This is a genomic window from Pseudoduganella sp. LjRoot289, assembly GCF_964252925.1.
GTDB lineage: Bacteria > Pseudomonadota > Gammaproteobacteria > Burkholderiales > Burkholderiaceae_D > Rugamonas.
Genome location: NZ_CAXUPN020000001.1, coordinates 4,145,044 through 4,163,525 on the forward strand (window position 1 = coordinate 4,145,044; position 18,482 = coordinate 4,163,525).

Sequence of the window (18,482 nt, forward strand, 5' to 3'; positions counted from 1 at the left end):
GACCGGCGAGGCGCAGCCTGCGCCTCAGTAAATCTGCTCGACCTGGTAGCCGCGCTGGCGCAGCAGTTCCGGTACGCCCTGCTCGCCCAGCAAGTGCAGCAAGCCGACGCCGACGAATGCGGTCTGGTCCGCCTTCATGATGTTTTCGATCGAGGCGGCCATCTCGGGGTTGCGCTTGCCGAGCAGCGTGCGGTCCATAAAGGCGGCCGACACGCTGTCGCCGCTGACCATGGATTGCCAGGCCGCGTTGATGCCGGGCGCATCGGCCTTGCTCCAGGCGTCGATCAGGCTGGCGGTCTTCTGCAGCGACACGCCGCTCGCCAGTTCAGCCATATTCTCCAGCAGATAGGTTTCCTGCTGCGCGTCGTCCATCGCACTGAACAGGCCCAGCTGGTAGTCCGCGCTTTCCAGTTCGCGCAGAGGCTTGCGCTGCTGCACGGCGGCTTTCAGCAAAAACTGCTCCACGCCATTGCTGCGCGCATAGCCGTGGCGTTCAATTTCCGCGCCCACCAGGAAGTTCGCCACCAGCCATGGCTTGTACTGGGCCATGCTGTCTAGCGTATTGCCGGTCTTGAGCAGCGCCGCTTCCACCAGCTTCAGCGTGGCCGGCGACAGGTGGTTGCGGATGGAGTCGCCCTGCGGATAGCGCGCATGCCGCGCCAGCGCTTCCTGGAACTCGCCGTTGGCGCGCACATCCAGTTCCAGCACCAGCGCGTTGGAGTCGGCCAGCGCGCGCGTCACTTCCGGTTCCAGCGGGTAGTAGCCCTGCTTGCCCGCGTGCACGGTGCCGAACAGATAGCTGGTGCGGCCGTCGTGCCGCACTTTGAACAGCGCGCCACGGCGCGGCACGGCCTGCTCCATCACGACGGCCGCCGCGCCGCCGGATGGCTGCAGATTGATGCTCATGTCCATGCTGATGTCCTTGGAATAACCCGGCTGGCAAACCGCTAACAGCAATGCGCAAAGTGACAATAATTTTCGTGGCATGCAGAATCCCCTGCCGGGATCGTTGTCGATCCGGCATCCTTGGTAGCGATTGAAAATGATGAGAGTTCGGTAAGGAGTGGCGTGAAAGTAAGCCTTATTGCTGCTAATGGTAGGGCTTATTTTTCCGCAAGGGAACACATATCTGCGCGGGGGAAACAAAAACAACGCGGCGCCCCATGATGGCGGCGCCGCGTGTGATCAAGCTGCTATTTTCCGGCGGTTTATCGTGCCAGTTCGACCAGCACAGCGGTATACATCTGCAAGTTCAACAGCAACTGTTTGGTGGTGATGAACTCGTGCTCGGAATGGCCGGTGTAGGTCATGCCCGGCATGGTCGGACCGAAGGCCACCGCTTTCGGGAACAGGCGCGAGTTGGTGCCGCCGCCTATCGATATCGGTTTGGCATGCTGGATGCCGGTGTAGTGCGAGAACACGTCCAGCAGCACCGGCACCTGCGGCGCGTCCGCCTGCACCCACGGCTCGCCGATCTGCAGGACGATGCTGGCCTGCGGCGCGTGCGTGCGCTGCCACTGCTTGAACGCCTGCTCGAAATCGCCCTGTACCTGGGCCGTGCTGCGCCCCTTCGGACGGCGGATATTGATGTTGAGCTCGATGCCGCCGTCCTGCTGCTTCAACACCGTGGGCGCCACCGTCATCGGCCCCATGAAGTCGTCGCGGTAGGCGGCCTTGCCGAAGCGTTCGCCGTGGATGCCTGTGCCGACCAGGTCGTTCAGGAAGGTCACCATGTCTCCAGCGGCGGTGGCCTTCCACGGCTGCACCTTGAGCGCGTCCGCCAGCATGCTGATGGCGTTGACACCGTCTTCCGGCTTGGACGAGTGCGCCGACACGCCGAGCGCGGTGATCTTCAGTTCGCGGCCCTGCCAGGCGTACTGGTAGCGCATGCCTTTTTGCGCGGCGGCGCGGCGGCGGATCTGTTTTTCCAGCGCCGGCGTGGCGTTGGCGATCACGGCGCTGGCGTCCTCCGGGATCTGGCTGCCGAAGAAGCCGCCCGCGAATTCCCGCAGCTGTGCCCCCTTGCCGGACGCCGGGCCGACGGACGCAGCGGCGGCGGGCATGGTCACCTTCACGGCGCCCCAGCCCTTCTCGGCCGTCACCACCGGATACTCGGCGTCCAGCGTGATATTCATCTGCGGCGGCACATGGTCTTTCAGGAAAGCCTCCAGCGGCGCCCAGTCCGATTCCTCGGCCATGTAGACGTACAGCTCCAGGCGCTTCTTCAACGCCACTTTCTGGTCCTTGATCGCCTTCATCGCATACATGGCGGTGGCGATAGGCCCCTTGTCGTCCTCCGAGCCGCGCGCCAGCAGGCGGCCCGGCTCGCTCGTGCTGTCCAGCTCGAACGGCGACCTGGCCCATTTGGCCGGGTTCACCGGCTGCACGTCGCCGTGCGTGATGATGCCGACGCGGTCGGCGCTGTCGCCCAGGCCTATCACCACCACCCAACCGTGGTCCTTGTAGTCCAGTCCCAGGCGCGCGGCCTCCTCTTTCAACAACTGCTTGAAGCCCAGGTGCTGCGGATTCTTCTCGTACGGCACGGCCGGGTCGGCCACGGTGTTGTAGCTGACCATGGCGGCCAGCGCGGCCGTCATTTGCTGCGGGTAGGTATCCAGCGCATAGCGCGCCGTCGCGGTCGCCGCATCGCTCAGCGGCGCGGCGCTGGCCTGCAAGGCGGACTGCAGCAGCAGGGTCATCAAGGCAAGTTTTTTCAACATGTAGGGGGTCTCGCTATCGTGTTGGTTTTATGATCGGTTTTACTAAAACCCAACGAGTTTATCCGAAAGGCCACAAGCGCGTCAGGGCCTTCATTGATTCCCGGCTGCCCGCCTCCATATCCCGACCATGACACCATTTTCCATACTCGACCTCTCCCCCATCGCCGAAGGCAGCAACGCTTCGGCCTCGCTGCGCAATACGCTGGACCTGGCCCAGCACGGCGAGCGCTGGGGCTACCGGCGCTACTGGCTGGCCGAGCACCACGGCATGCCGGGCATCGCCAGCGCCGCCACGGCGGTGGTCATGGCCCATGTGGCCGGCGGCACCAAGACCATCCGTGTCGGCGCGGGCGGCATCATGTTGCCGAACCACTCGCCGCTGGTGATCGCCGAGCAGTTCGGCACGCTCGAAGCGCTGCATCCGGGCCGCATCGACCTGGGCCTGGGCCGCGCGCCCGGCTCGGACCAGACCACCGCGCGCGCGCTGCGGCGCAGCCTGGCCTCCGACGCGGACGAGTTCCCGCAGGACGTGCAGGAATTGCAGGATTATCTGTCGGACCATCCGCGCCAGCGCGTGCTGGCCGTGCCGGGCAAGGGCGCCAAGGTGCCGCTGTGGATACTCGGCTCCAGCCTGTTCGGCGCGCAACTGGCGGCCCATCTCGGCCTGCCCTACGCTTTCGCCTCGCACTTCGCGCCGGCGCAGATGATGCAGGCCGTGGCGCTGTACCGCGCCAATTTCAAGCCGTCCGCGCAGCTGGAGCGGCCGTATGTGATGCTCGGTTTCAATGTGTTCGCCGCCGACACCGACGAGGAAGCGCAACTGTTGGCCACGTCGATGCAGCAAGCCTTCGTCAACCTGCGCACCGGCAAGCCGTCGCAGCTGCCGCCGCCGCTGCCCAACTACCGCCTGCAACTGGGACAGCAGGAAAACGCCATGCTCGACTCGGTGCTCTCGTGCGCCGCGATCGGTTCGCCGGAGACGGTGGAAAAGCAGCTGCTGGCCTTTATCGCCAGCGCCAGGCCGGACGAGCTGATGATCACGTCGCAGATCTTCGAGCACGCCAAGCGCCTGCGTTCCTACGAAATCACCGCCGCCATACACAAGCGCTTGAGCTAGCGCGCCCCGTGCGCCACCGGAGTCGGTCGGATAAAACAGGGGCCAGGGAGCAGAAACCGGAAATCCGCACTACAATGTTTCCCCGGCTGTGCCCGCCTGTTTCGAGCAGGGCACTGGCATCTGCAGTCCAGTTTCCAGGAGTTTCTGTTGTCCACCCTTCATACCCCCGCCCTGCCCGGCATTTCCCGTGGCATGGTGCTGCTGCTGGCGGCCGCCACCGGCCTCATCGTCGCCAATCTGTATTACGCGCAAACGCTGGTCGGGCCGATCAGCCGCGCCACCGGACTGACGCCAGGCGCGGCCGGACTGATCGTCACGCTGACGCAGATCGGCTATTGCCTGGGCATGATATTCATCGTGCCGCTGGGCGACCTGATGGAAAACCGCCGCCTCATCGTCAGCTGCCTGGCGGGCACGTCGGCCGCGCTGCTGGTCGCTGCCAGCACCAGCAACGCCGCGCTGTTCCTGGCCTCGGCGCTGTGCATCGGCCTCGGCTCGGTGGCCGCGCAGGTGCTGGTGCCGTTCGCCGCGCACCTGGCCCCGCCGCACGAGCGCGGCCAGACGGTGGGCAAGGTGGTCGCCGGCCTGCTGCTGGGCATCATGCTGGCGCGGCCCGTGTCCAGCCTGGTCACCGACGCACTGAACTGGCATGCGATCTTCGTACTGTCGGCCATCAGCACGGCGCTGCTGGCCGTCGTCCTGCACCGCAAGCTGCCGCAGCGCCAGCCGGCCTCCGCCATCGCCTATCCGGCGCTGCTCGGCTCGCTGTGGCATCTGCTGAAGAGCACGCCCATCCTGCGCCGCCGCGCCGCCTACCAGGCCTGCATGTTCGGCGCCTTCAGCCTGTTCTGGACCACCGCGCCGCTGGTGCTGGCCACGCCCACCTTCCACCTGTCGCAAAGCGGCATCGCCGTCTTCGCGCTGGCCGGCGTGGCAGGCGCGATCGCCTCGCCGTTCGCGGGCCGCCGCGCCGACCATGGCAAGAGCCGCTCCACCACCGGCATGGCGCTTGCCGCCGCGCTGCTCGCCTTCGGCGCCCCCTTGCTGCTGCAGGGCGGCCGCGTGTTCGACCTCGGCCTGCTGGTGGCCGCCTCCATCGTGCTCGACGCCGGCGTATCGGCCAGCCTGGTCACCGGCCAGCGCGCCATTTTCGCGCTCGGCGAAGACGTTCGCAGCCGCCTGAACGGCCTGTACATGGCGGTCTTTTTCTGCGGCGGCGCCCTCGGCTCCTCGCTGGGCGGCTGGATGTATGCGCACCACGGCTGGCATGGCGTTCTGCTGACCGGCCTGATGTTCCCGCTGGCCGCGCTGGGTGTGTACGCCACCGAATTTACAGGGAAGAAGGTGCCGGCTCTCCCCTAAGCGAGAGCAAGGGCAATGCTTATAGCAGACGCGATGCCGCCGCAAAACTGGCACAGTTCTCTCTACCCGCCACCCTTCCTTTTCATGGAGAGAACAATGTCCTACAACACCCTGCTGAATCCGCAAGACTGCGTGCTGGCCCTGATCGACCACCAGCCGCAAATGCTGTTTGGCACCATGTCGCACGAGCGCACCACCATCTTGCACAATGCGCAAATCCTGGCCAAGACGGCCAAGCTGTTCGGCGTGCCGACCATCCTGACCACGATCGCCGCCGACTCCTTCAGCGGCCATCTGATTCCGGAAATCCAGTCCGTGTTCCCGGACCAGAAGCCGATCGACCGCACCTCGATGAATTCCTGGGAAGACCAGCAATTCAAGGACGCCATCAAGGCCACCGGCCGCAAGCGCGTCATCATCGCCGGCCTGTGGACCGAAGTGTGCGTGACCTTCCCGACCTTGCAAATGCTGGCCGAAGGCTACGAGATCTTCGTGCCGGTGGATGCCTGCGGCGACACCACGATGGAAGCGCACGACCGCGCCATCCAGCGCATGGTGCAAGCCGGCGCCACGCCGACCAATTCGCTGCAATGGATGTGCGAGCTGCAGCGCGACTGGGCACGCGGCGAGACCTACGACGGCTGCATGGATATCTTCAAGGCGCATTCGGCCTACGGCATCGGCATCCGCTACGCCAAGCAGATCCTGGGCGAGCACGCCAACGAAGGCGGCAAGTAATATAGCAAGTAATATAGGAAGTAATATAGCGAGCTGAGCCATAGCGAGCTGAGCCGCATTCGGGGCCAGGCCCCGGCGTGCGGCTCTGGCCGCTTCTGGGGCAACAACTAATGCGCCCAGATGCGCAACTGACCCTGCATCCACAAGGTGCCGTTGATGTTGACGCTCCCCATGCTGCTGGTCACCGGCGCCAGCGGATCGTTCTGCACGCTGAGCGATTCGAAGCCGAAGTTGGTGTACTTCACATAGCCGGGCAAGGCGAGCGCGACGTAGTCGCTGCCGTCGGGCTTGCGCTCCACGCTCAGGCCCACGCCGAACATGTCGATCACGCCGCGTACGTTCTTGATGACGACGTAGCGGTTCGGCCCATCCCCTCCAAATCCCAGCGACAAACGGCTGTCGGCCACCGCACCCACCAGGGTGGGATCATTGATGACGATGTGCGCCGCGAAGGCGATGCCGTCGCGTGCCGCCACCTGCGACAGTTCCGCGTCGTCCAGCGCTTGCAGGGCCGGCGGCGCGGCATATGCGGCCGGCGCGGCTTGCGCGGCGGCCACGAGGCCGCAGCACATTAGCCGGCTGCACAGCGCCAGGCGGAATAGGCTCTTCTTCATCGTCGGAATTTGACGTCGAGGTACTGGATTTGCATCGAGCCTATGCGCGATGAACCCAGGTCCACCACAGGCTTGCCCGGACTGCTGAACGAGATATTGTCGATCTGCAGTCCGCCCGCAGGCGCGGCGCCGCTGCCGTAGCGCGCATCCGGCCAGTCGATGCCGATGTGCAGGCGCGGGCCGCTTTCGTCGTTCAGCGCATTGAGCACGCCCGGCTGCGAGGCGACGTCGGCCAGCACCCAGGGGCGGTTGGTGAAGTTGCCGCTCTCGTCGACGGCGCCGAGGCGGATGCCGCTCAAGGCCATTTGTTCGCCGGTGTCGGCGCGTCCGCCCGGCCGGAACGCGAGCTGGCCGATTTCCGTGCGCAGCGCCACGCCGAACGCGATGCCGTCGTAGCCTTGCGGCGTGGAGAACTGCAGGCCGCCGCCACGGAAAACCAGGTCGCTGACGGAGACGCTGCCGTTGTTGAACGCCATGCCGTCGGCGTTGACGCCCCAGTCGTAAGCGAGCTGCCATTTCTGTTCGCCCAGCGCGTTGACGGGGAAGGCCAGCTGGATCACGTCGGCCAGGCCGGGCGCGCCGGAAACGATGTCGAGCTTGTAGGGGTCCGCGAACTGGTCGCTGCTGTCGCTGCGCGAGGCGGACAGGTTTTCCTTGTAGATGCTGCTGCCGGAGCTTGTGGTGTAGGTCGTGCGCACGTTGCCGCTCATGGCAAAGCCGGACAGGTCGAAGCTGACGCCGTCGCGTCCGCGCACGGCCGACAGCGCGCTATCCGGCAACGCTTCCATGGCCGCCACCGGCGCGCACAGCGCCGCGCCGCCGCCCAGCAGCACTGCGACACGCGTCAACGGGAAAAGGTTCCACATCTCAGCGGCCCTTCGGCAAATTGGGGGGCGCCGCGCCGTTGGTCGACAGCGCGGTCAGCTTGTCGCGCCAGTTGAGCCAGACGCCGGCTTGCGCCATGTCGGGCGCCACGCCGCCGGCGGGCGCGGCGAACTGCACGCCCGATTTCAGTATCGAGATCCAGAAGTCGCGGCTGGAGCCGGAAGCGTCGCCGGCGGTCACGCCGCCCAGCTGCGCCATGCTCAGGCAAGGCGCGGTGCAAGCGCCATCCCAGCGCTTGCCGCCCAGCGCATCGGTGCGCGAATCGAGCAGCAGGCCGCTGCCGTCGGGCGCATTGGCGGCCACGCGCAGCGAGCCGGAAAGGCTGCTCAGTTTCAGGCCCACGTCGCCGCTGATGGCGTCGAAGCCCAGGCGCATGCCGACCACTTCGCGCGGCGCGCCGTCGGCCGCGCTCTTGTAGACGAACTCCATATAGGGATTGGTGATGCGCACCAGGCGCTGCGCCTCGGTGCCATCGCTGCGGCCGAACTGCAGCAGCGGCATGTCGATGTCGGCACCCAGGCCGTTGCGGGCGGCGTAGCTGTACTCGCCCAGCCGGGTATTGCGGAAATTGGCGCTGAGCGTGACGTCGGCATCGAGCGCAACGCGCGAGAAGTCGTATCCGCCCAGACTGGTGTTGCTCATGGCGATCAAGCCCTGGCCGCGCGTGCGCGACATCTCGTCTTCCGTCAGCGGCTGCATCTGCGCGTGCGCGCCCTGCAGCGCACAGACGGACAACAGCAAGCCTGCGGCGCAGCGCGCCAGGTAGGTGATATGCATGGGAATTCCTGCGAAAAAACGGCCGCGTGGATAACGCGGCCGCCGTTACGGGATTAGTGCGCCCAGATCCAGACTTGGGTGCCGCGCAGGTCGATCTGGTTCATGGCCATCGAGCCGTACGATGCAGCGTTGTTGCCCATCTTGACCGCGTCAACCGACACGTTCAGGAACTTGCCGGCTGCCACTTGCACGTCGGCCGGAATGGCGATCTGCACGACGTCGCCGCCGGTGCTTGGGCTGTAGAACGTGCCTGGGTTGGTCACGCCGGCAGCGCCAGCGGCCTGCAGGAACGAGGCCTTCGACAGGATGTCGATGCTGGCGGCGATCAGGCCGTTGACCTTGATGCCGTTGAAGCTCACCGAACCGCCGCCCAGGCCGGTGGTCGGATCAACCGCGTCCGTATCGGTATAGACGAAGGAATCGATTTTCACTTGCAGGTTGGCGGCGATCGATACGCCGTCCTGACCGGTGACGGCGCTCAGTTCAGCGTCCTGGATAGGAGTCATTGCCGATGCGGAAAAAGCCAGGGTTGCCAGGGCTGCTGCTACTGCGGTTTGGATCAGTTTCATGCGATATCTCCAGGTTATGGTTGGTTGTGGTCCTACTTTGTGGTGCTCTTAATATTGTGCGAATATTAATTAAATTTATGATATGAGCACGGCCATGCAACGGTCTATAGCAACGTGTTGACCGAAAAAGCCAACAGCAGGGCCTGGCGAGCCATACAGAGTGAGGGCCGTGTTGTGCGGCGATTGCTTGCGATAGCATGGATTTCGTGATCACACGGTAGAGCAACGGGTCTAATTTTTTTGATGCGAGCCCGGCAGAATTCATGCGTTAATTAATTACAAAAAAGACAAAGAGCGATACGTTTAAAAAAAGCACGATCGTTCGTACCGGAGACATGGGCAATGAAAAAAACTGTAGCGGGGCGCCAGACGCCCCGGGGATCGGTGCAGCCATGCTGATGATCCTGTTGGGTGTCGTAGCAGCCCTCATCGGCGGTTCCGGCGTGATGTCGCGCCACGAGCCGCAAGACCGTCCGCAAGGCCAATACGAGATGCCGCAAGCGCTCTTGGGCGGCGGCAGCTATAGCCAGGCCGTGGCGATGGAACCGCACTCGCAGCTCAAGTACCGCCACATCGTGCGCCAGGCCTATGACTACAGCTGCGGCTCGGCCGCGCTGGTCACCATCCTGAACTATCACATCGGGCTGGAGGTCAACGAGCAGCAGGCCATGGAAGGCATGCTGGAGAAAGGCGAGAAGGAAAAGATCATCGAGCGGCGCGGCTTCTCGCTGCTGGACATGAAGCGCTACGCGGCCTCGCTGGGCGTGACCGGCGCCGGCTTCCGCGCCGAGGTGAAAGACCTGCTGGCACTGAAGGAACCGGCCATCGTGCCGATCGACTACGCCGGCGCCAAGCACTTCGTGGTGTTGCGCGGCATCCGCGACGGCATCGTCTACATCGCCGATCCTTCGGCCGGCAACATCGTGTTCTCGATCGAGGAGTTCGCCACGCTGTGGGACAAGAACACCCTCTTCATCCTGTCGCCGCCCAAGGACAAACCGGCCCTGGCGCAGCTGGCCCTGACCGACCAGGAACTGGGCGTGACCGACATGGACCGCATCACCAATCGCGGCCGCCTCGGCGGCATCAACAACAGCGCCCAGCTGCTCGAACGCGCGCTCAACTCCGGCGTATCCGGCACTTGGATGCACCGTCAATAAGGACTATTCGATGAAGATACGCACCCTGCCCGCCCTGCTTGCTGCCGCCTTGCTGGTGCATGCGATTCCAGCCCTGGCCCAGACCGCGCAGCCGGGCGGGACGGCCCCGTCCACGCCGCCGTCCACTCCCCCTGCCAGCGCCGACGCCGCGCGCGACGCGCTGGCAAAGAAGGAAGGCGAAGGCGACCAGAGCGCCCTGCTGAAGCAGACCCTGACCGCCGTCGACAAGCAATACAGCCTGATACGGCGCGGCCAGATCCAGGTCAGCTACGATTTGAACTACGCCTACATCGGCCAGGAAAAAATCGTCACCGACATCGGCGCCGGCGGCCTGACCTTGTTCGAAATCGAGAACGTCAGCTCGCACACCATCACCAACACCTTCTCGGCCGACTACGGCATCCTGAACAACCTGACCGGCAACGTCACGCTGCCGCTGATTTCCAAATACGCCGAGGCCAAGGGCCACAGCGGCGTCTCCAATTCCATCGGCGACATCGGGCTCGGCGCGCGCTGGCAGCCGATGGAGGCGCGCCGCGACCAGCCGAATTTGACCGTCACCGGCAACGTGCGCCTGCCCAGCGGCCGCAGCCCGTTCAAGATCATCGCCGGCAGCGGCCAGGCCACAGGCGGCGGCGTGACCGCCTTCTCGGCCGGCCTGAACATCAACCGCATCGTCGACCCGGTGGCGCTGTTCGGCTCCCTGAGCGTGACCACCAGCCTGCCGGCCAAGGACCTGCACCAGGTCAACGGCACGCGCCTGCTGACGCGTGTGGCGCCCGGCACCAGCGTGGGCTTCGGCCTCGGCTTCGCGTACGCACTGTCCTACGGCATCTCGACCACGATCTCCTTCCAGGAAGCGATATCGGCCGGTTCCAGGCTGCGCTTCGCCGACGGCCTGAACGCCAAGACCAGCATGCAGACCTCGGGCATGCTGAACCTGGGCCTGGGCTACCGCGTGTCGCCCAAGACCACGGTCAACCTGTCGGTCGGCATCGGCGTCACCAGCGATTCGCCCAACCTGTCGGTGGGCTTGAACCTGCCGCTGGCGTTCTGACATGCGGCCGCGCGTCCTAGCCGCAGCGCGCCCGCGCATCCTGGCGTCGGCGGCCGCACTGGCCTGCGCCGCCCTGCCGCACGGCGCGGCGCACGCGGCGCTGATGGAGAACCTCACCACCAGCGTCACCGCCATGGCCCTCGGGAACGCCGTCACGGCCGACCCGCCGGGCATCGATTCCATCCATTTCAATCCGGCCGGGCTGGCACGCATCCGCGGCGACCTGGAAAGCCACCATGCCTTCGGCGCCTCGATCCGCACCCATGCCAGCTTCCACCAGCCGGCCGGCTTCTCCGTGGGCGGCTGGACCGAAGACCCGGTGGCCGGCACCAGCACCGGCCCGGTGCGCCAGGCCATGTACGTACCCGGCTACGGCATGCCGGGCTGGCGCCTGCCCGGTGTCGTAATTCCCGGCATGGGCTTCGCGTTCAATCAGCCGGATTCGAAGTTCACCTTCGGCACCGGCGTCTACATGGCGCAGGCCATGAGTCTCGACCGCACCACCGACCCCAACGATCCGGCCCGTTTCGCAGGCCGCCAGGTGCAAGTACAGCGCCTGGTGTACGCCTCGCCGTCGGTCGGCTACAAGTATTCGGACACCCTGAGCTTCGGCGTGGCGGTGCCGATCGCGCACGCAGCCTTTGTGGTCGACACCCATATGCGCTTCCCGAACGAGCTGCTGGGCGTGTTCGGCAAGCTGCAGCAGGGCTGGTGCCCCGAAAGCGGCGGCAACATCCTGGACACCTTCGGCTTCGGCCTGTGCGGCGGCGGCAAGGAAGGCATGGTCAATCCCTTCAAGCAGGCTGCCAATATGCGCCTGTCGATGACCGCGCCGTTCGACCCCACCATCAACCTCGGCGTGTTGTGGGAACCCACCAAATGGCTGGCGCTCGGTGCGGTCTACCAAGGCGGCGCGAAGACGCGCTACGCGGGCACCTACGAATTCAACACCGAGCCCATGCTGCGCAACTTCATCAAGGGGCTCAATTCCGGCCTGCTCGGCCCCATCGCCGGCGCGGTGCTGGGCTTTCCGACCGAGATACCGAAGCAGCAGCGCGGCAACCTGAGCGCGACCATCCCCTTCCCCACGCACGTCCAGCTGGGCATCAAGCTGCGGCCGGTCAAATACGTGCAGCTGAACGTGGACGCCAGCTACGCCACCTGGGGCGACTGGAACGCGCTGACGTTCGAATTCGACCAGAGCATCAAGCTGCTGGAGGTGGCGCGCCTGTACGGCATACCGGATTCGGGCAAGCTGAAAATCCCGCGCGGCTATAAGAGCCTGGTCAACTTCGGCTACGGCCTGCAGATCTTCCCGACCGAGAAACTGACGCTGCGCTTCGGCTACGAACCGCGCAAAAGCTCGGTCCCGGCCGACAAGATCGACCTGATCGCACCGCTGCCGGACACCAAGCTGTTCGGCGTCGGCGTGGCCTACAGGGTGAACAAGGACATCGACATCAGCCTGACCGGCTCCTATATGAAAGGCCGCTTCAACGCCCCGGCGGACAGCGACTGCAATTTGAACTGCAATACCTTCACCAACATCATCTACAACCCATACGCCGGCCTCGATGTGGCTGGCGACATCCACGTCCGCTACGTCGGATTCAATCTCAACAAGCGTTTCTAAGGAGATCAATCATGGCTGTACTACGCAACACCGTATTCATGATGGCCCTGTGCGGCGGCGCCGCGCTGGCCACCGCATCCACCACGTCCACCGCCGCCACGGCGGCCACGGCCACGGCCGCCTCCGCCGCAGCCGCCGTCCCCGTTACGCCGGCCAAGCAGGCGCTGATCGACAAGGTGCTGTCGCTGTGGCACATGGACAGCATCGGCCAGTCCATGCTGCAAGCCCCCGTCAGCGACGCCGTGGCGCAAGCGCGCGCCATGCTGCAGGGACGTGCCTCGGCCGAGCGGCGCGACGCCGCCATGACCGACATCGTCGGCGAAGCGCAGAAGTTCATGGACGAGGCCACGCCCACCGTGCGCGCCAGCGCGCAGAAACTGATCCCGGCCAAGGTCGCGCCGCTGCTGGCCGAGCGCTTCACCGAGGACGAGTTGCGCCAGATGGTGGCCATCCTCGAATCGCCGGTAAAGCAGAAGTTCGAAAAGGTGCTGCCCGAGCTGCAGAAAAGCCTGGGCGAAGGCGTGGCCAACGACACCGGTCCCGTCATCAATCCCAAACTGCAGGACCTGAAACAGCGCATCGGCATGCGCCTGCGCAGCGCGGTCACCCCGTGAGCGGAGGTTGCGGCATGGCTTACTCATCTGCCTTGCACCTGGTGCGCGGCGTGAAGTCGCGCCTGGCCCATTCCGGCGTGGAGGCGGAAGCCTTGTTCCAGCAGGCCGGCCTGGACGAAGGCGACGGCCTGGCCTGCGACGCGCTCACGTTGTCGGACAAGCTGAGCCACTTGTGGTCGCTGCTGGTCGAGCATTCCGGCGACCCGCTGATCGGCCTGAAGGTATCGACCCCGCACCGCCTGGGCTGGCTGGGCGTAATGGGGCACATCATGCTGGTCTCGCCGACAGTGCAAAGCACCATCGAGCGCTGCCACGGCCACACGCGCGTCGGCCTGGTGCTGCCCGGCGCACAGCGTGTGGTGCCGCAGCAACGCTACGACTTCGTCTGGTGCGTGCTGCTGCGCAGCCTGCGCAGCGCGGCCGGCCGTGACGACGCCGCGCCGGTGCTGGTGGAATACGCCTTCCCGGAGCCGGCCAACGCCGGGCTGTATGCGCAGACCTTCGGCTGCCCGGTGCACTTCAACCGGCCGCACAACGTCATGGAGTTCGCCGATACCGACCTGGTGGCGGCGCTGCCGGACTACCGTGGCGGCAACGGCGTGCTGGCCAGCCTGGCGCATGCGCAGCCGCCCAGCATCACGGCGCGGGTGCAGGCCATGGTGGCGGTGATGCTGCCCAAAGGCCCGCCGCACCGCGAGGACGTGGCCGCCCACATGATGATGAGCGAGCGCACCCTGCAGCGCCGGCTGGCCGAAGAAGGCACCAGTTTCACCACGCTGGTGGACGACACGCGGCGTGAACTGGCGCGGCAATCACTGAGCACCGGCGAGCTGTCGCTCAAGATGCTCAGTTTCCAGCTTGGCTTTTCCGAGCCGAGCGCGTTCTACCGCGCCTGCAAGCGCTGGTTTGGCATGACCCCGTCCGACATCGTCAATCTCGCGCCATCGCGCAATATTGCCTAAGGAGTTCAGCATGGCTTGGTTCAAACAGGATCACAACAAGGCGCTGCTCGGTCAGCTGCTGGTTAAACAGAAACTGATTTCAGAAGCGCAGCTGACGCGGGCTATCGAACACCAGCGGGCGACAGGCCAGCGCCTGGGCGACATTTTCGCCGAGTGGAACCTGGTCACGCAGCAGCACGTGCACGAAGCGCTGCGCAAGCAGCGGCATTTGCGGATGGCGGCGGCGGTGGTCACGGCCCTGCTCGCGCCGCTGGAAACCTACGCCGCCACCGCCCTGCCCGCAGTGGCGATGACGGCGCCGGTGGTGCTGCCGCGCGGTGATGGCGGCAACAGCGATATCGGCGGCACTGGCAGCCCCGGCGGCATGCAGGCCTTGTCCGAAGACGAGCTTGGCGCCACCTCGGCGCAGGGCTTGAACGAGGAACTGGTGCAGCACGTGCGCCAGCAGATCAACAACAACGGCGTGGAAGTGATAGGCGACCTGGCCAAGGCGCTCAATCCGATCCTGGGTTTCCTCGAATCCGACACGACCATGAAGAACGTGGTCTACGACCCCACCAAGGCCGCCGCCACGATAGGCAAGGACGGCACGCTGACGCTGAACCTGCCGACCTCGATCGGCGAAATCAGCTTCCAGAACATCCGCGTGCGCGGCTCTGAAGGAGGGCCGAGTTTCGGCAGCATCAGCATCAAGGGCATCGACTTGACCGGCACCGTGATCTCGCTCGCGTTCAGGCACTGAGGTTCCGGCACTGAGTCGCGCCACGGCGCAGGCCACCGCTATACCTTCACAAACCAGCGGCGGCGCCACATGAACCAGGCCACCGCGAACATCACGGCGTTGAACAGCAACGCGTAGAGCAGCGAGGCCGCCTGCGGCTGCAGCGGCAGCGCCTTGATGGGTGCGTACAGCGTCGCGCCCAGCGAGCGCAGCGTTCCGTCCGGCTGGGCGATTTTCATAAAGCCCAGCATCTTCGCCACCAGGCCGGACAGTGCGAAGATGAACAGCGCGTTCATGCCGTAGATGATGAAGAAACCCGAACCGCGCTGCGCCCGCACGCGCAGCCAGCGCGACGGGTTCGCATCCAGCAGCCAATAGAAGGCCGAGAACATCAGCAAGGCCCAGCCGCTGGTGAACAGGCAGAACGGCGTGGTCCACAGGCTCTTATTGATCGGCATCAGCACCACATCCAGCATCGCACCCAGCAGCAGCAAGGCCAGGCCGGTTAGCAGCATCCACACGGTCTGCTCGGACTTGCCGCGCTTGACCATCAGCCAACGTCCAGCCAGCACGCCGATCAACTGGCTGCACAGCGCGGGGATGGTGGTGAACAAGCCTTCCGGATCCCAGGTTTTCGACTGCGCCCACAGGTGGCCGCTCAGGAACTGGCGGTCCAGCCAGGCACCGACATCGCGCCCCGGCTCCAGCACACCCGCGCCGACCACGCCGTTCACGTCCGGCACCGGCACCAGCAGCATCACCACGCTGTAGAACGCCAGCAGGCCGGCGATCCAGGCCAGGATCTGGCGCCAATTGAAGTAGACGACCAGCGGCGCCGCCAGCATCGTACACAGCGCGATCCGCTGCAGCACGCCAGGGATGCGCACCGTGGACAGGTCGAATTTCGGGATGGTGTTCAGCAGGAAGCCGATCAGGAAAATCAGCAAGGCGCGCTTGAACAGCTTGCCCAGCAAGGCCGCCTTGTCCGCACCCGCATCGGCCCGGCGTCCCAGCGAAAACGACATCGAGACGCCGCCGATGAACAGGAAGAAGGGGAAGATCCAGTCGGTAAAGGTCCAGCCGTTCCAGTGCGCGTGCGCCAGCTGCGAATACAGATTGCCCCAGTCGCCGGGATTATTCACCAGCAGCATGCTGGCGATCGTAAAACCGCGAAAAGCGTCAAGGGAGGTCAGGCGCGCAGAGATCAATGTGGTTCCAGTCAGATCCGCACCGAGCGAGCGTGCAATGCCAGATATTACTGTGGATGCATGACTCAGATCAAACTGACGAAGCAGGCTCGGCAGGACAATGACGGATTGCGTCCACAAGGAAGTCGCGCATGCCCACCATCGCCATGTTTTGCGGAATGATCGTCCGCATGTACTTCCTGGACATTAAACACCATCATGAACCACATATCCATGTACAGCACCAGGATCAACAATGCGTTCTGCTGATTCCTTCAGGCCGTTTAAAGGAAGGAACCCTTCCCCCAAAGCGCCTCGGCCAACTCCAAAAGTGGATTAAACTACACGAACGCGAGCTGATGGAGAACTGGGAACGCGCTGTGAAAGGCGAACAAACCTTCCCGATCAAGCCCCTGTAAGGAGGATTTATGCTGCCAGAAATTATTGGAGTGCGAGCACTGCCGGACTACCGGCTTGCACTTCGCTTCGCCAACGGCGAGAGCAAGACGTTCGATATGCAGACTTATCTGGACTACCCAGTGTTCCGGCCATTGGCGAACAAGCAATTGTTTGCCGCCGCTTATGTGGAAGGCGGCACGGTTGCGTGGTCGGATGCCATCGACATGGCACCTGAGACCCTGTATTTGGAATCTAAGTAAAACGCCATCACGAGGACGGCGTTGGGGTTGGCTTACTTCGAGCGGGCTTTGCCGAAGGCGTCGCCGGCTTTCCACTCCGGCATCTTGGGCGCGTCGGCCACCATGCGGCCCAGGTTCAGTGTGAACTGCGCGTGCTGCGTCATGCCGGCCAGGTCCCAGCTCGGATCGTATTCATCCGAGGCTTGGTGGTAGCGCTTGCTGTAGGCGTCCATCTTGGCTTTCGCGGCCGCCTTGTCGCCCAGGTAGTCGCTGCCCGAATTGATCGAGAACGCCGGCACGCCCACCTTGGCGAAACTGAAATGGTCGCTGCGGAAGTAGCCGCCGGACAGGTCCGGCTTGGCTTCGGCGATCACCATGTTCATGGCTTGGGCGGTGGCTGCGGCCATCTGGCCCAGGTCGCTGCGCTCGCTACCCTTGGCCCCGATGTCGCGCGTGACGCCGATGAAGTTCAAGCTGTCCAGGTTCAGGTTGGCGGCCGTCTTGGCCAGCGGCCACAGCGGGGCGCTGGCGTAGGCTTCGCTGCCCAGCAAGCCCTGCTCCTCGGCCGCCACCCACAGGAACATCTGGCTGCGCCTGGCGGGATGGGCCGACGCCTCCCTGGCCATGGCCAGCAGCGCGGCGCTGCCGGACGCGTTGTCCACGGCGCCGTTGAATATCGTATCGGCCTTGGCCTCGGCCTTGGCCTCGCCTTCGGTGCCCTGCTTGCCCAGGTGGTCCCAGTGCGCGCTGTAGATCACCACTTCGTCCTTCAGCTTCGGATCGGTGCCCGGCACCACGCCGGCCACGTTGAACTGTTCCAGGCGGCGCACGGCCGCTTTCATGTCGCCCGCCACTTTGGCCTTCAGCGCGACGGGCTGGAAGTCCTTGCGCTCGGCGGCGGCGCGCAGCGCGTCCAGGTCCTGTCCGGCGGCTTTGAACAGGGCGCGCGCGGTGTCGTCGGTCAACCAGCCTTGCAGACCGGTGCCCAGCGCGCCCTGCGCCAGCTGGAAGCGCTCCACGCCATCCCAGCTGTTCTGGATCACACTCCAGCCGTACGATGCGCTCGGCGTGGTATGGATCAGCAGCACGCCGGCGGCGCCCTGGCGGGCGGCTTCCTCGAATTTATAGGTCCAGCGGCCGTAGTAGGTGAGCGCCTTGCCGCCGAAACGGTTCGCTTCTTCGGCCGTGGGCTGCGGGTCGTTGACCATCATGACCAGCACTTTGCCCTTGAGGTTCTGGCCCTTGAAGTCGTTCCAGCCCTCTTCCGACGCGGTGATGCCGTAGCCGGCGAACACCAGTTCGGCGTCCAGCGCGTGCGCCGCTTGCGCGTCGCCAGGCGCCCAGACCCAGTCCTTGCCGAAAGAGGCCGGCAGCGCCGCGCCGTCGACTTCCAGGCGCAGCGAACTTTCCGACGGCAGCGACTTGATGCCGGCGATCTGCACCGCCTGGCGGTAGCTCTTGCCCGACACCGGCCTCAGGCCGGCGGCCATCGCCTGTGTTTCAAGGTAGGCGACGGTCAGGTCGCCGCCGCGCTGGCCCGTGCCGCGCCCTTCCAGCACGTCGCTGGACAGGAACGCAAGATGGGCGCGCAGCAGCGCTTCCTGCACCGTGGGCCGGCCTGCCTTGGCGCTTTTGGCACCCGCGGCGCTGGCCGGAAACGCCAGCGCCAGGCTGGTGGCCAGGGCGGTGGCGAGGAGGGAAGAGAGCATGTTGTACATGGTATCCGGT

19 protein-coding genes are annotated in these 18,482 nt (G+C 65.1%); 11 read left to right on the plus strand and 8 right to left on the minus strand.

The window, feature by feature from the left end; genetic code table 11:
- Positions 1-24: 24 nt before the first annotated feature.
- Both ACSQ8Y_RS17730 and ACSQ8Y_RS17735 read right to left on the minus strand, forming a co-directional pair.
- Positions 25-912 carry a TraB/GumN family protein gene (locus tag ACSQ8Y_RS17730; protein ID WP_436267753.1) on the minus strand — a complete coding sequence of 296 codons (888 nt, stop codon included), beginning with the start codon at positions 910-912 and terminating at the stop codon, positions 25-27.
- 296 nt (positions 913-1,208) lie between these two features.
- Positions 1,209-2,720 carry a dipeptidase gene (locus tag ACSQ8Y_RS17735; protein WP_436267754.1) on the minus strand — a complete coding sequence of 504 codons (1,512 nt, stop codon included), beginning with the start codon at positions 2,718-2,720 and terminating at the stop codon, positions 1,209-1,211.
- A gap of 127 nt (positions 2,721-2,847) precedes the next feature.
- Here ACSQ8Y_RS17735 and ACSQ8Y_RS17740 point away from each other — a divergent pair, with 127 nt between their 5' ends.
- The 3 genes from ACSQ8Y_RS17740 (at position 2,848) to ACSQ8Y_RS17750 (ending at position 5,937) form a co-directional block, all read left to right on the plus strand.
- Positions 2,848-3,837, plus strand: a complete 990-nt coding sequence (locus ACSQ8Y_RS17740; RefSeq protein ID WP_436267755.1) for an LLM class flavin-dependent oxidoreductase — start codon at positions 2,848-2,850, stop codon at positions 3,835-3,837.
- Positions 3,838-4,029: 192 nt separating this feature from the next.
- Complete coding sequence (locus tag ACSQ8Y_RS17745; protein WP_436269853.1) at positions 4,030-5,199, plus strand: MFS transporter; 1,170 nt, start codon at positions 4,030-4,032, stop codon at positions 5,197-5,199.
- A gap of 96 nt (positions 5,200-5,295) precedes the next feature.
- Positions 5,296-5,937 (plus strand): hydrolase, encoded by a 642-nt coding sequence (locus tag ACSQ8Y_RS17750; RefSeq protein WP_436267756.1) that lies wholly within the window; start codon positions 5,296-5,298, stop codon positions 5,935-5,937.
- Positions 5,938-6,044: 107 nt separating this feature from the next.
- On the opposite strand, the gene ACSQ8Y_RS17755 is transcribed toward ACSQ8Y_RS17750, so the two are convergent.
- Genes ACSQ8Y_RS17755 through ACSQ8Y_RS17770 form a run of 4 tightly spaced genes read right to left on the minus strand, consistent with a single transcriptional unit; the run spans position 6,045 to position 8,782 of the window.
- Complete coding sequence (locus ACSQ8Y_RS17755) at positions 6,045-6,551, minus strand: hypothetical protein (RefSeq protein ID WP_436267757.1); 507 nt, start codon at positions 6,549-6,551, stop codon at positions 6,045-6,047.
- Complete coding sequence (locus ACSQ8Y_RS17760) at positions 6,548-7,399, minus strand: hypothetical protein (protein WP_436267758.1); 852 nt, start codon at positions 7,397-7,399, stop codon at positions 6,548-6,550. The genes ACSQ8Y_RS17755 and ACSQ8Y_RS17760 overlap by 4 nt, the downstream gene beginning before the upstream one ends.
- Positions 7,400-7,418: 19 nt before the next feature.
- The gene (locus ACSQ8Y_RS17765; protein WP_436267759.1) at positions 7,419-8,213 is read right to left on the minus strand and encodes a hypothetical protein; all 795 of its coding nucleotides are present in this window, start codon (positions 8,211-8,213) and stop codon (positions 7,419-7,421) included.
- A gap of 53 nt (positions 8,214-8,266) precedes the next feature.
- Positions 8,267-8,782 (minus strand): DUF6160 family protein, encoded by a 516-nt coding sequence (locus tag ACSQ8Y_RS17770; RefSeq protein ID WP_436267760.1) that lies wholly within the window; start codon positions 8,780-8,782, stop codon positions 8,267-8,269.
- 392 nt (positions 8,783-9,174) lie between these two features.
- Between ACSQ8Y_RS17770 and ACSQ8Y_RS17775 the strand changes: the two genes are divergently transcribed.
- Genes ACSQ8Y_RS17775 through ACSQ8Y_RS17800 form a run of 6 tightly spaced genes read left to right on the plus strand, consistent with a single transcriptional unit; the run spans position 9,175 to position 14,950 of the window.
- Complete coding sequence (locus ACSQ8Y_RS17775) at positions 9,175-9,942, plus strand: C39 family peptidase (protein ID WP_436267761.1); 768 nt, start codon at positions 9,175-9,177, stop codon at positions 9,940-9,942.
- 10 nt (positions 9,943-9,952) lie between these two features.
- Entirely contained in the window at positions 9,953-10,999 is a 1,047-nt protein-coding gene (locus ACSQ8Y_RS17780) for a transporter (RefSeq protein WP_436267762.1), read from the plus strand.
- A 1-nt stretch (position 11,000) separates the two neighbouring features.
- Complete coding sequence (locus tag ACSQ8Y_RS17785) at positions 11,001-12,632, plus strand: OmpP1/FadL family transporter (protein WP_436267763.1); 1,632 nt, start codon at positions 11,001-11,003, stop codon at positions 12,630-12,632.
- Between the two features lie 11 nt (positions 12,633-12,643).
- Positions 12,644-13,246, plus strand: coding sequence for a DUF2059 domain-containing protein (locus tag ACSQ8Y_RS17790; protein ID WP_436267764.1), 603 nt, complete (start codon positions 12,644-12,646; stop codon positions 13,244-13,246).
- A gap of 14 nt (positions 13,247-13,260) precedes the next feature.
- Positions 13,261-14,208: an AraC family transcriptional regulator ligand-binding domain-containing protein gene (locus ACSQ8Y_RS17795; protein WP_436267765.1), complete on the plus strand. Its 948-nt coding sequence runs from the start codon at positions 13,261-13,263 to the stop codon at positions 14,206-14,208.
- Between the two features lie 10 nt (positions 14,209-14,218).
- Entirely contained in the window at positions 14,219-14,950 is a 732-nt protein-coding gene (locus ACSQ8Y_RS17800) for a hypothetical protein (protein ID WP_436267766.1), read from the plus strand.
- Positions 14,951-14,988: 38 nt separating this feature from the next.
- Here ACSQ8Y_RS17800 and ACSQ8Y_RS17805 read toward each other — a convergent pair whose 3' ends face one another.
- Positions 14,989-16,080 carry an acyltransferase family protein gene (locus ACSQ8Y_RS17805; RefSeq protein ID WP_436267767.1) on the minus strand — a complete coding sequence of 364 codons (1,092 nt, stop codon included), beginning with the start codon at positions 16,078-16,080 and terminating at the stop codon, positions 14,989-14,991.
- A 188-nt stretch (positions 16,081-16,268) separates the two neighbouring features.
- Here ACSQ8Y_RS17805 and ACSQ8Y_RS17810 point away from each other — a divergent pair, with 188 nt between their 5' ends.
- Positions 16,269-16,535: a DUF4160 domain-containing protein gene (locus tag ACSQ8Y_RS17810; protein WP_436267768.1), complete on the plus strand. Its 267-nt coding sequence runs from the start codon at positions 16,269-16,271 to the stop codon at positions 16,533-16,535.
- A gap of 9 nt (positions 16,536-16,544) precedes the next feature.
- Positions 16,545-16,775 (plus strand): DUF2442 domain-containing protein, encoded by a 231-nt coding sequence (locus ACSQ8Y_RS17815; protein ID WP_436267769.1) that lies wholly within the window; start codon positions 16,545-16,547, stop codon positions 16,773-16,775.
- A gap of 32 nt (positions 16,776-16,807) precedes the next feature.
- Here the strand turns inward: ACSQ8Y_RS17815 and ACSQ8Y_RS17820 are convergent, their stop codons facing one another.
- Positions 16,808-18,472, minus strand: coding sequence for a M28 family peptidase (locus tag ACSQ8Y_RS17820; RefSeq protein ID WP_436267770.1), 1,665 nt, complete (start codon positions 18,470-18,472; stop codon positions 16,808-16,810).
- Positions 18,473-18,482: the final 10 nt, after the last annotated feature.

What these genes read in the sequence shown, in the direction of transcription:
- ACSQ8Y_RS17730 (WP_436267753.1), bottom strand. Translation starts at nt 912, where the DNA reads ATGGACATGAGCATCAATCTGCAGCCATCCGGCGGCGCGGCGGCCGTC.
- ACSQ8Y_RS17735 (WP_436267754.1), bottom strand. Translation starts at nt 2,720, where the DNA reads ATGTTGAAAAAACTTGCCTTGATGACCCTGCTGCTGCAGTCCGCCTTG.
- ACSQ8Y_RS17740 (WP_436267755.1), top strand. Translation starts at nt 2,848, where the DNA reads ATGACACCATTTTCCATACTCGACCTCTCCCCCATCGCCGAAGGCAGC.
- ACSQ8Y_RS17745 (WP_436269853.1), top strand. Translation starts at nt 4,030, where the DNA reads ATGGTGCTGCTGCTGGCGGCCGCCACCGGCCTCATCGTCGCCAATCTG.
- ACSQ8Y_RS17750 (WP_436267756.1), top strand. Translation starts at nt 5,296, where the DNA reads ATGTCCTACAACACCCTGCTGAATCCGCAAGACTGCGTGCTGGCCCTG.
- ACSQ8Y_RS17755 (WP_436267757.1), bottom strand. Translation starts at nt 6,551, where the DNA reads ATGAAGAAGAGCCTATTCCGCCTGGCGCTGTGCAGCCGGCTAATGTGC.
- ACSQ8Y_RS17765 (WP_436267759.1), bottom strand. Translation starts at nt 8,213, where the DNA reads ATGCATATCACCTACCTGGCGCGCTGCGCCGCAGGCTTGCTGTTGTCC.
- ACSQ8Y_RS17770 (WP_436267760.1), bottom strand. Translation starts at nt 8,782, where the DNA reads ATGAAACTGATCCAAACCGCAGTAGCAGCAGCCCTGGCAACCCTGGCT.
- ACSQ8Y_RS17775 (WP_436267761.1), top strand. Translation starts at nt 9,175, where the DNA reads ATGCTGATGATCCTGTTGGGTGTCGTAGCAGCCCTCATCGGCGGTTCC.
- ACSQ8Y_RS17780 (WP_436267762.1), top strand. Translation starts at nt 9,953, where the DNA reads ATGAAGATACGCACCCTGCCCGCCCTGCTTGCTGCCGCCTTGCTGGTG.
- ACSQ8Y_RS17785 (WP_436267763.1), top strand. Translation starts at nt 11,001, where the DNA reads ATGCGGCCGCGCGTCCTAGCCGCAGCGCGCCCGCGCATCCTGGCGTCG.
- ACSQ8Y_RS17790 (WP_436267764.1), top strand. Translation starts at nt 12,644, where the DNA reads ATGGCTGTACTACGCAACACCGTATTCATGATGGCCCTGTGCGGCGGC.
- ACSQ8Y_RS17795 (WP_436267765.1), top strand. Translation starts at nt 13,261, where the DNA reads ATGGCTTACTCATCTGCCTTGCACCTGGTGCGCGGCGTGAAGTCGCGC.
- ACSQ8Y_RS17800 (WP_436267766.1), top strand. Translation starts at nt 14,219, where the DNA reads ATGGCTTGGTTCAAACAGGATCACAACAAGGCGCTGCTCGGTCAGCTG.
- ACSQ8Y_RS17805 (WP_436267767.1), bottom strand. Translation starts at nt 16,080, where the DNA reads ATGCTGCTGGTGAATAATCCCGGCGACTGGGGCAATCTGTATTCGCAG.
- ACSQ8Y_RS17810 (WP_436267768.1), top strand. Translation starts at nt 16,269, where the DNA reads ATGCCCACCATCGCCATGTTTTGCGGAATGATCGTCCGCATGTACTTC.
- ACSQ8Y_RS17815 (WP_436267769.1), top strand. Translation starts at nt 16,545, where the DNA reads ATGCTGCCAGAAATTATTGGAGTGCGAGCACTGCCGGACTACCGGCTT.
- ACSQ8Y_RS17820 (WP_436267770.1), bottom strand. Translation starts at nt 18,472, where the DNA reads ATGTACAACATGCTCTCTTCCCTCCTCGCCACCGCCCTGGCCACCAGC.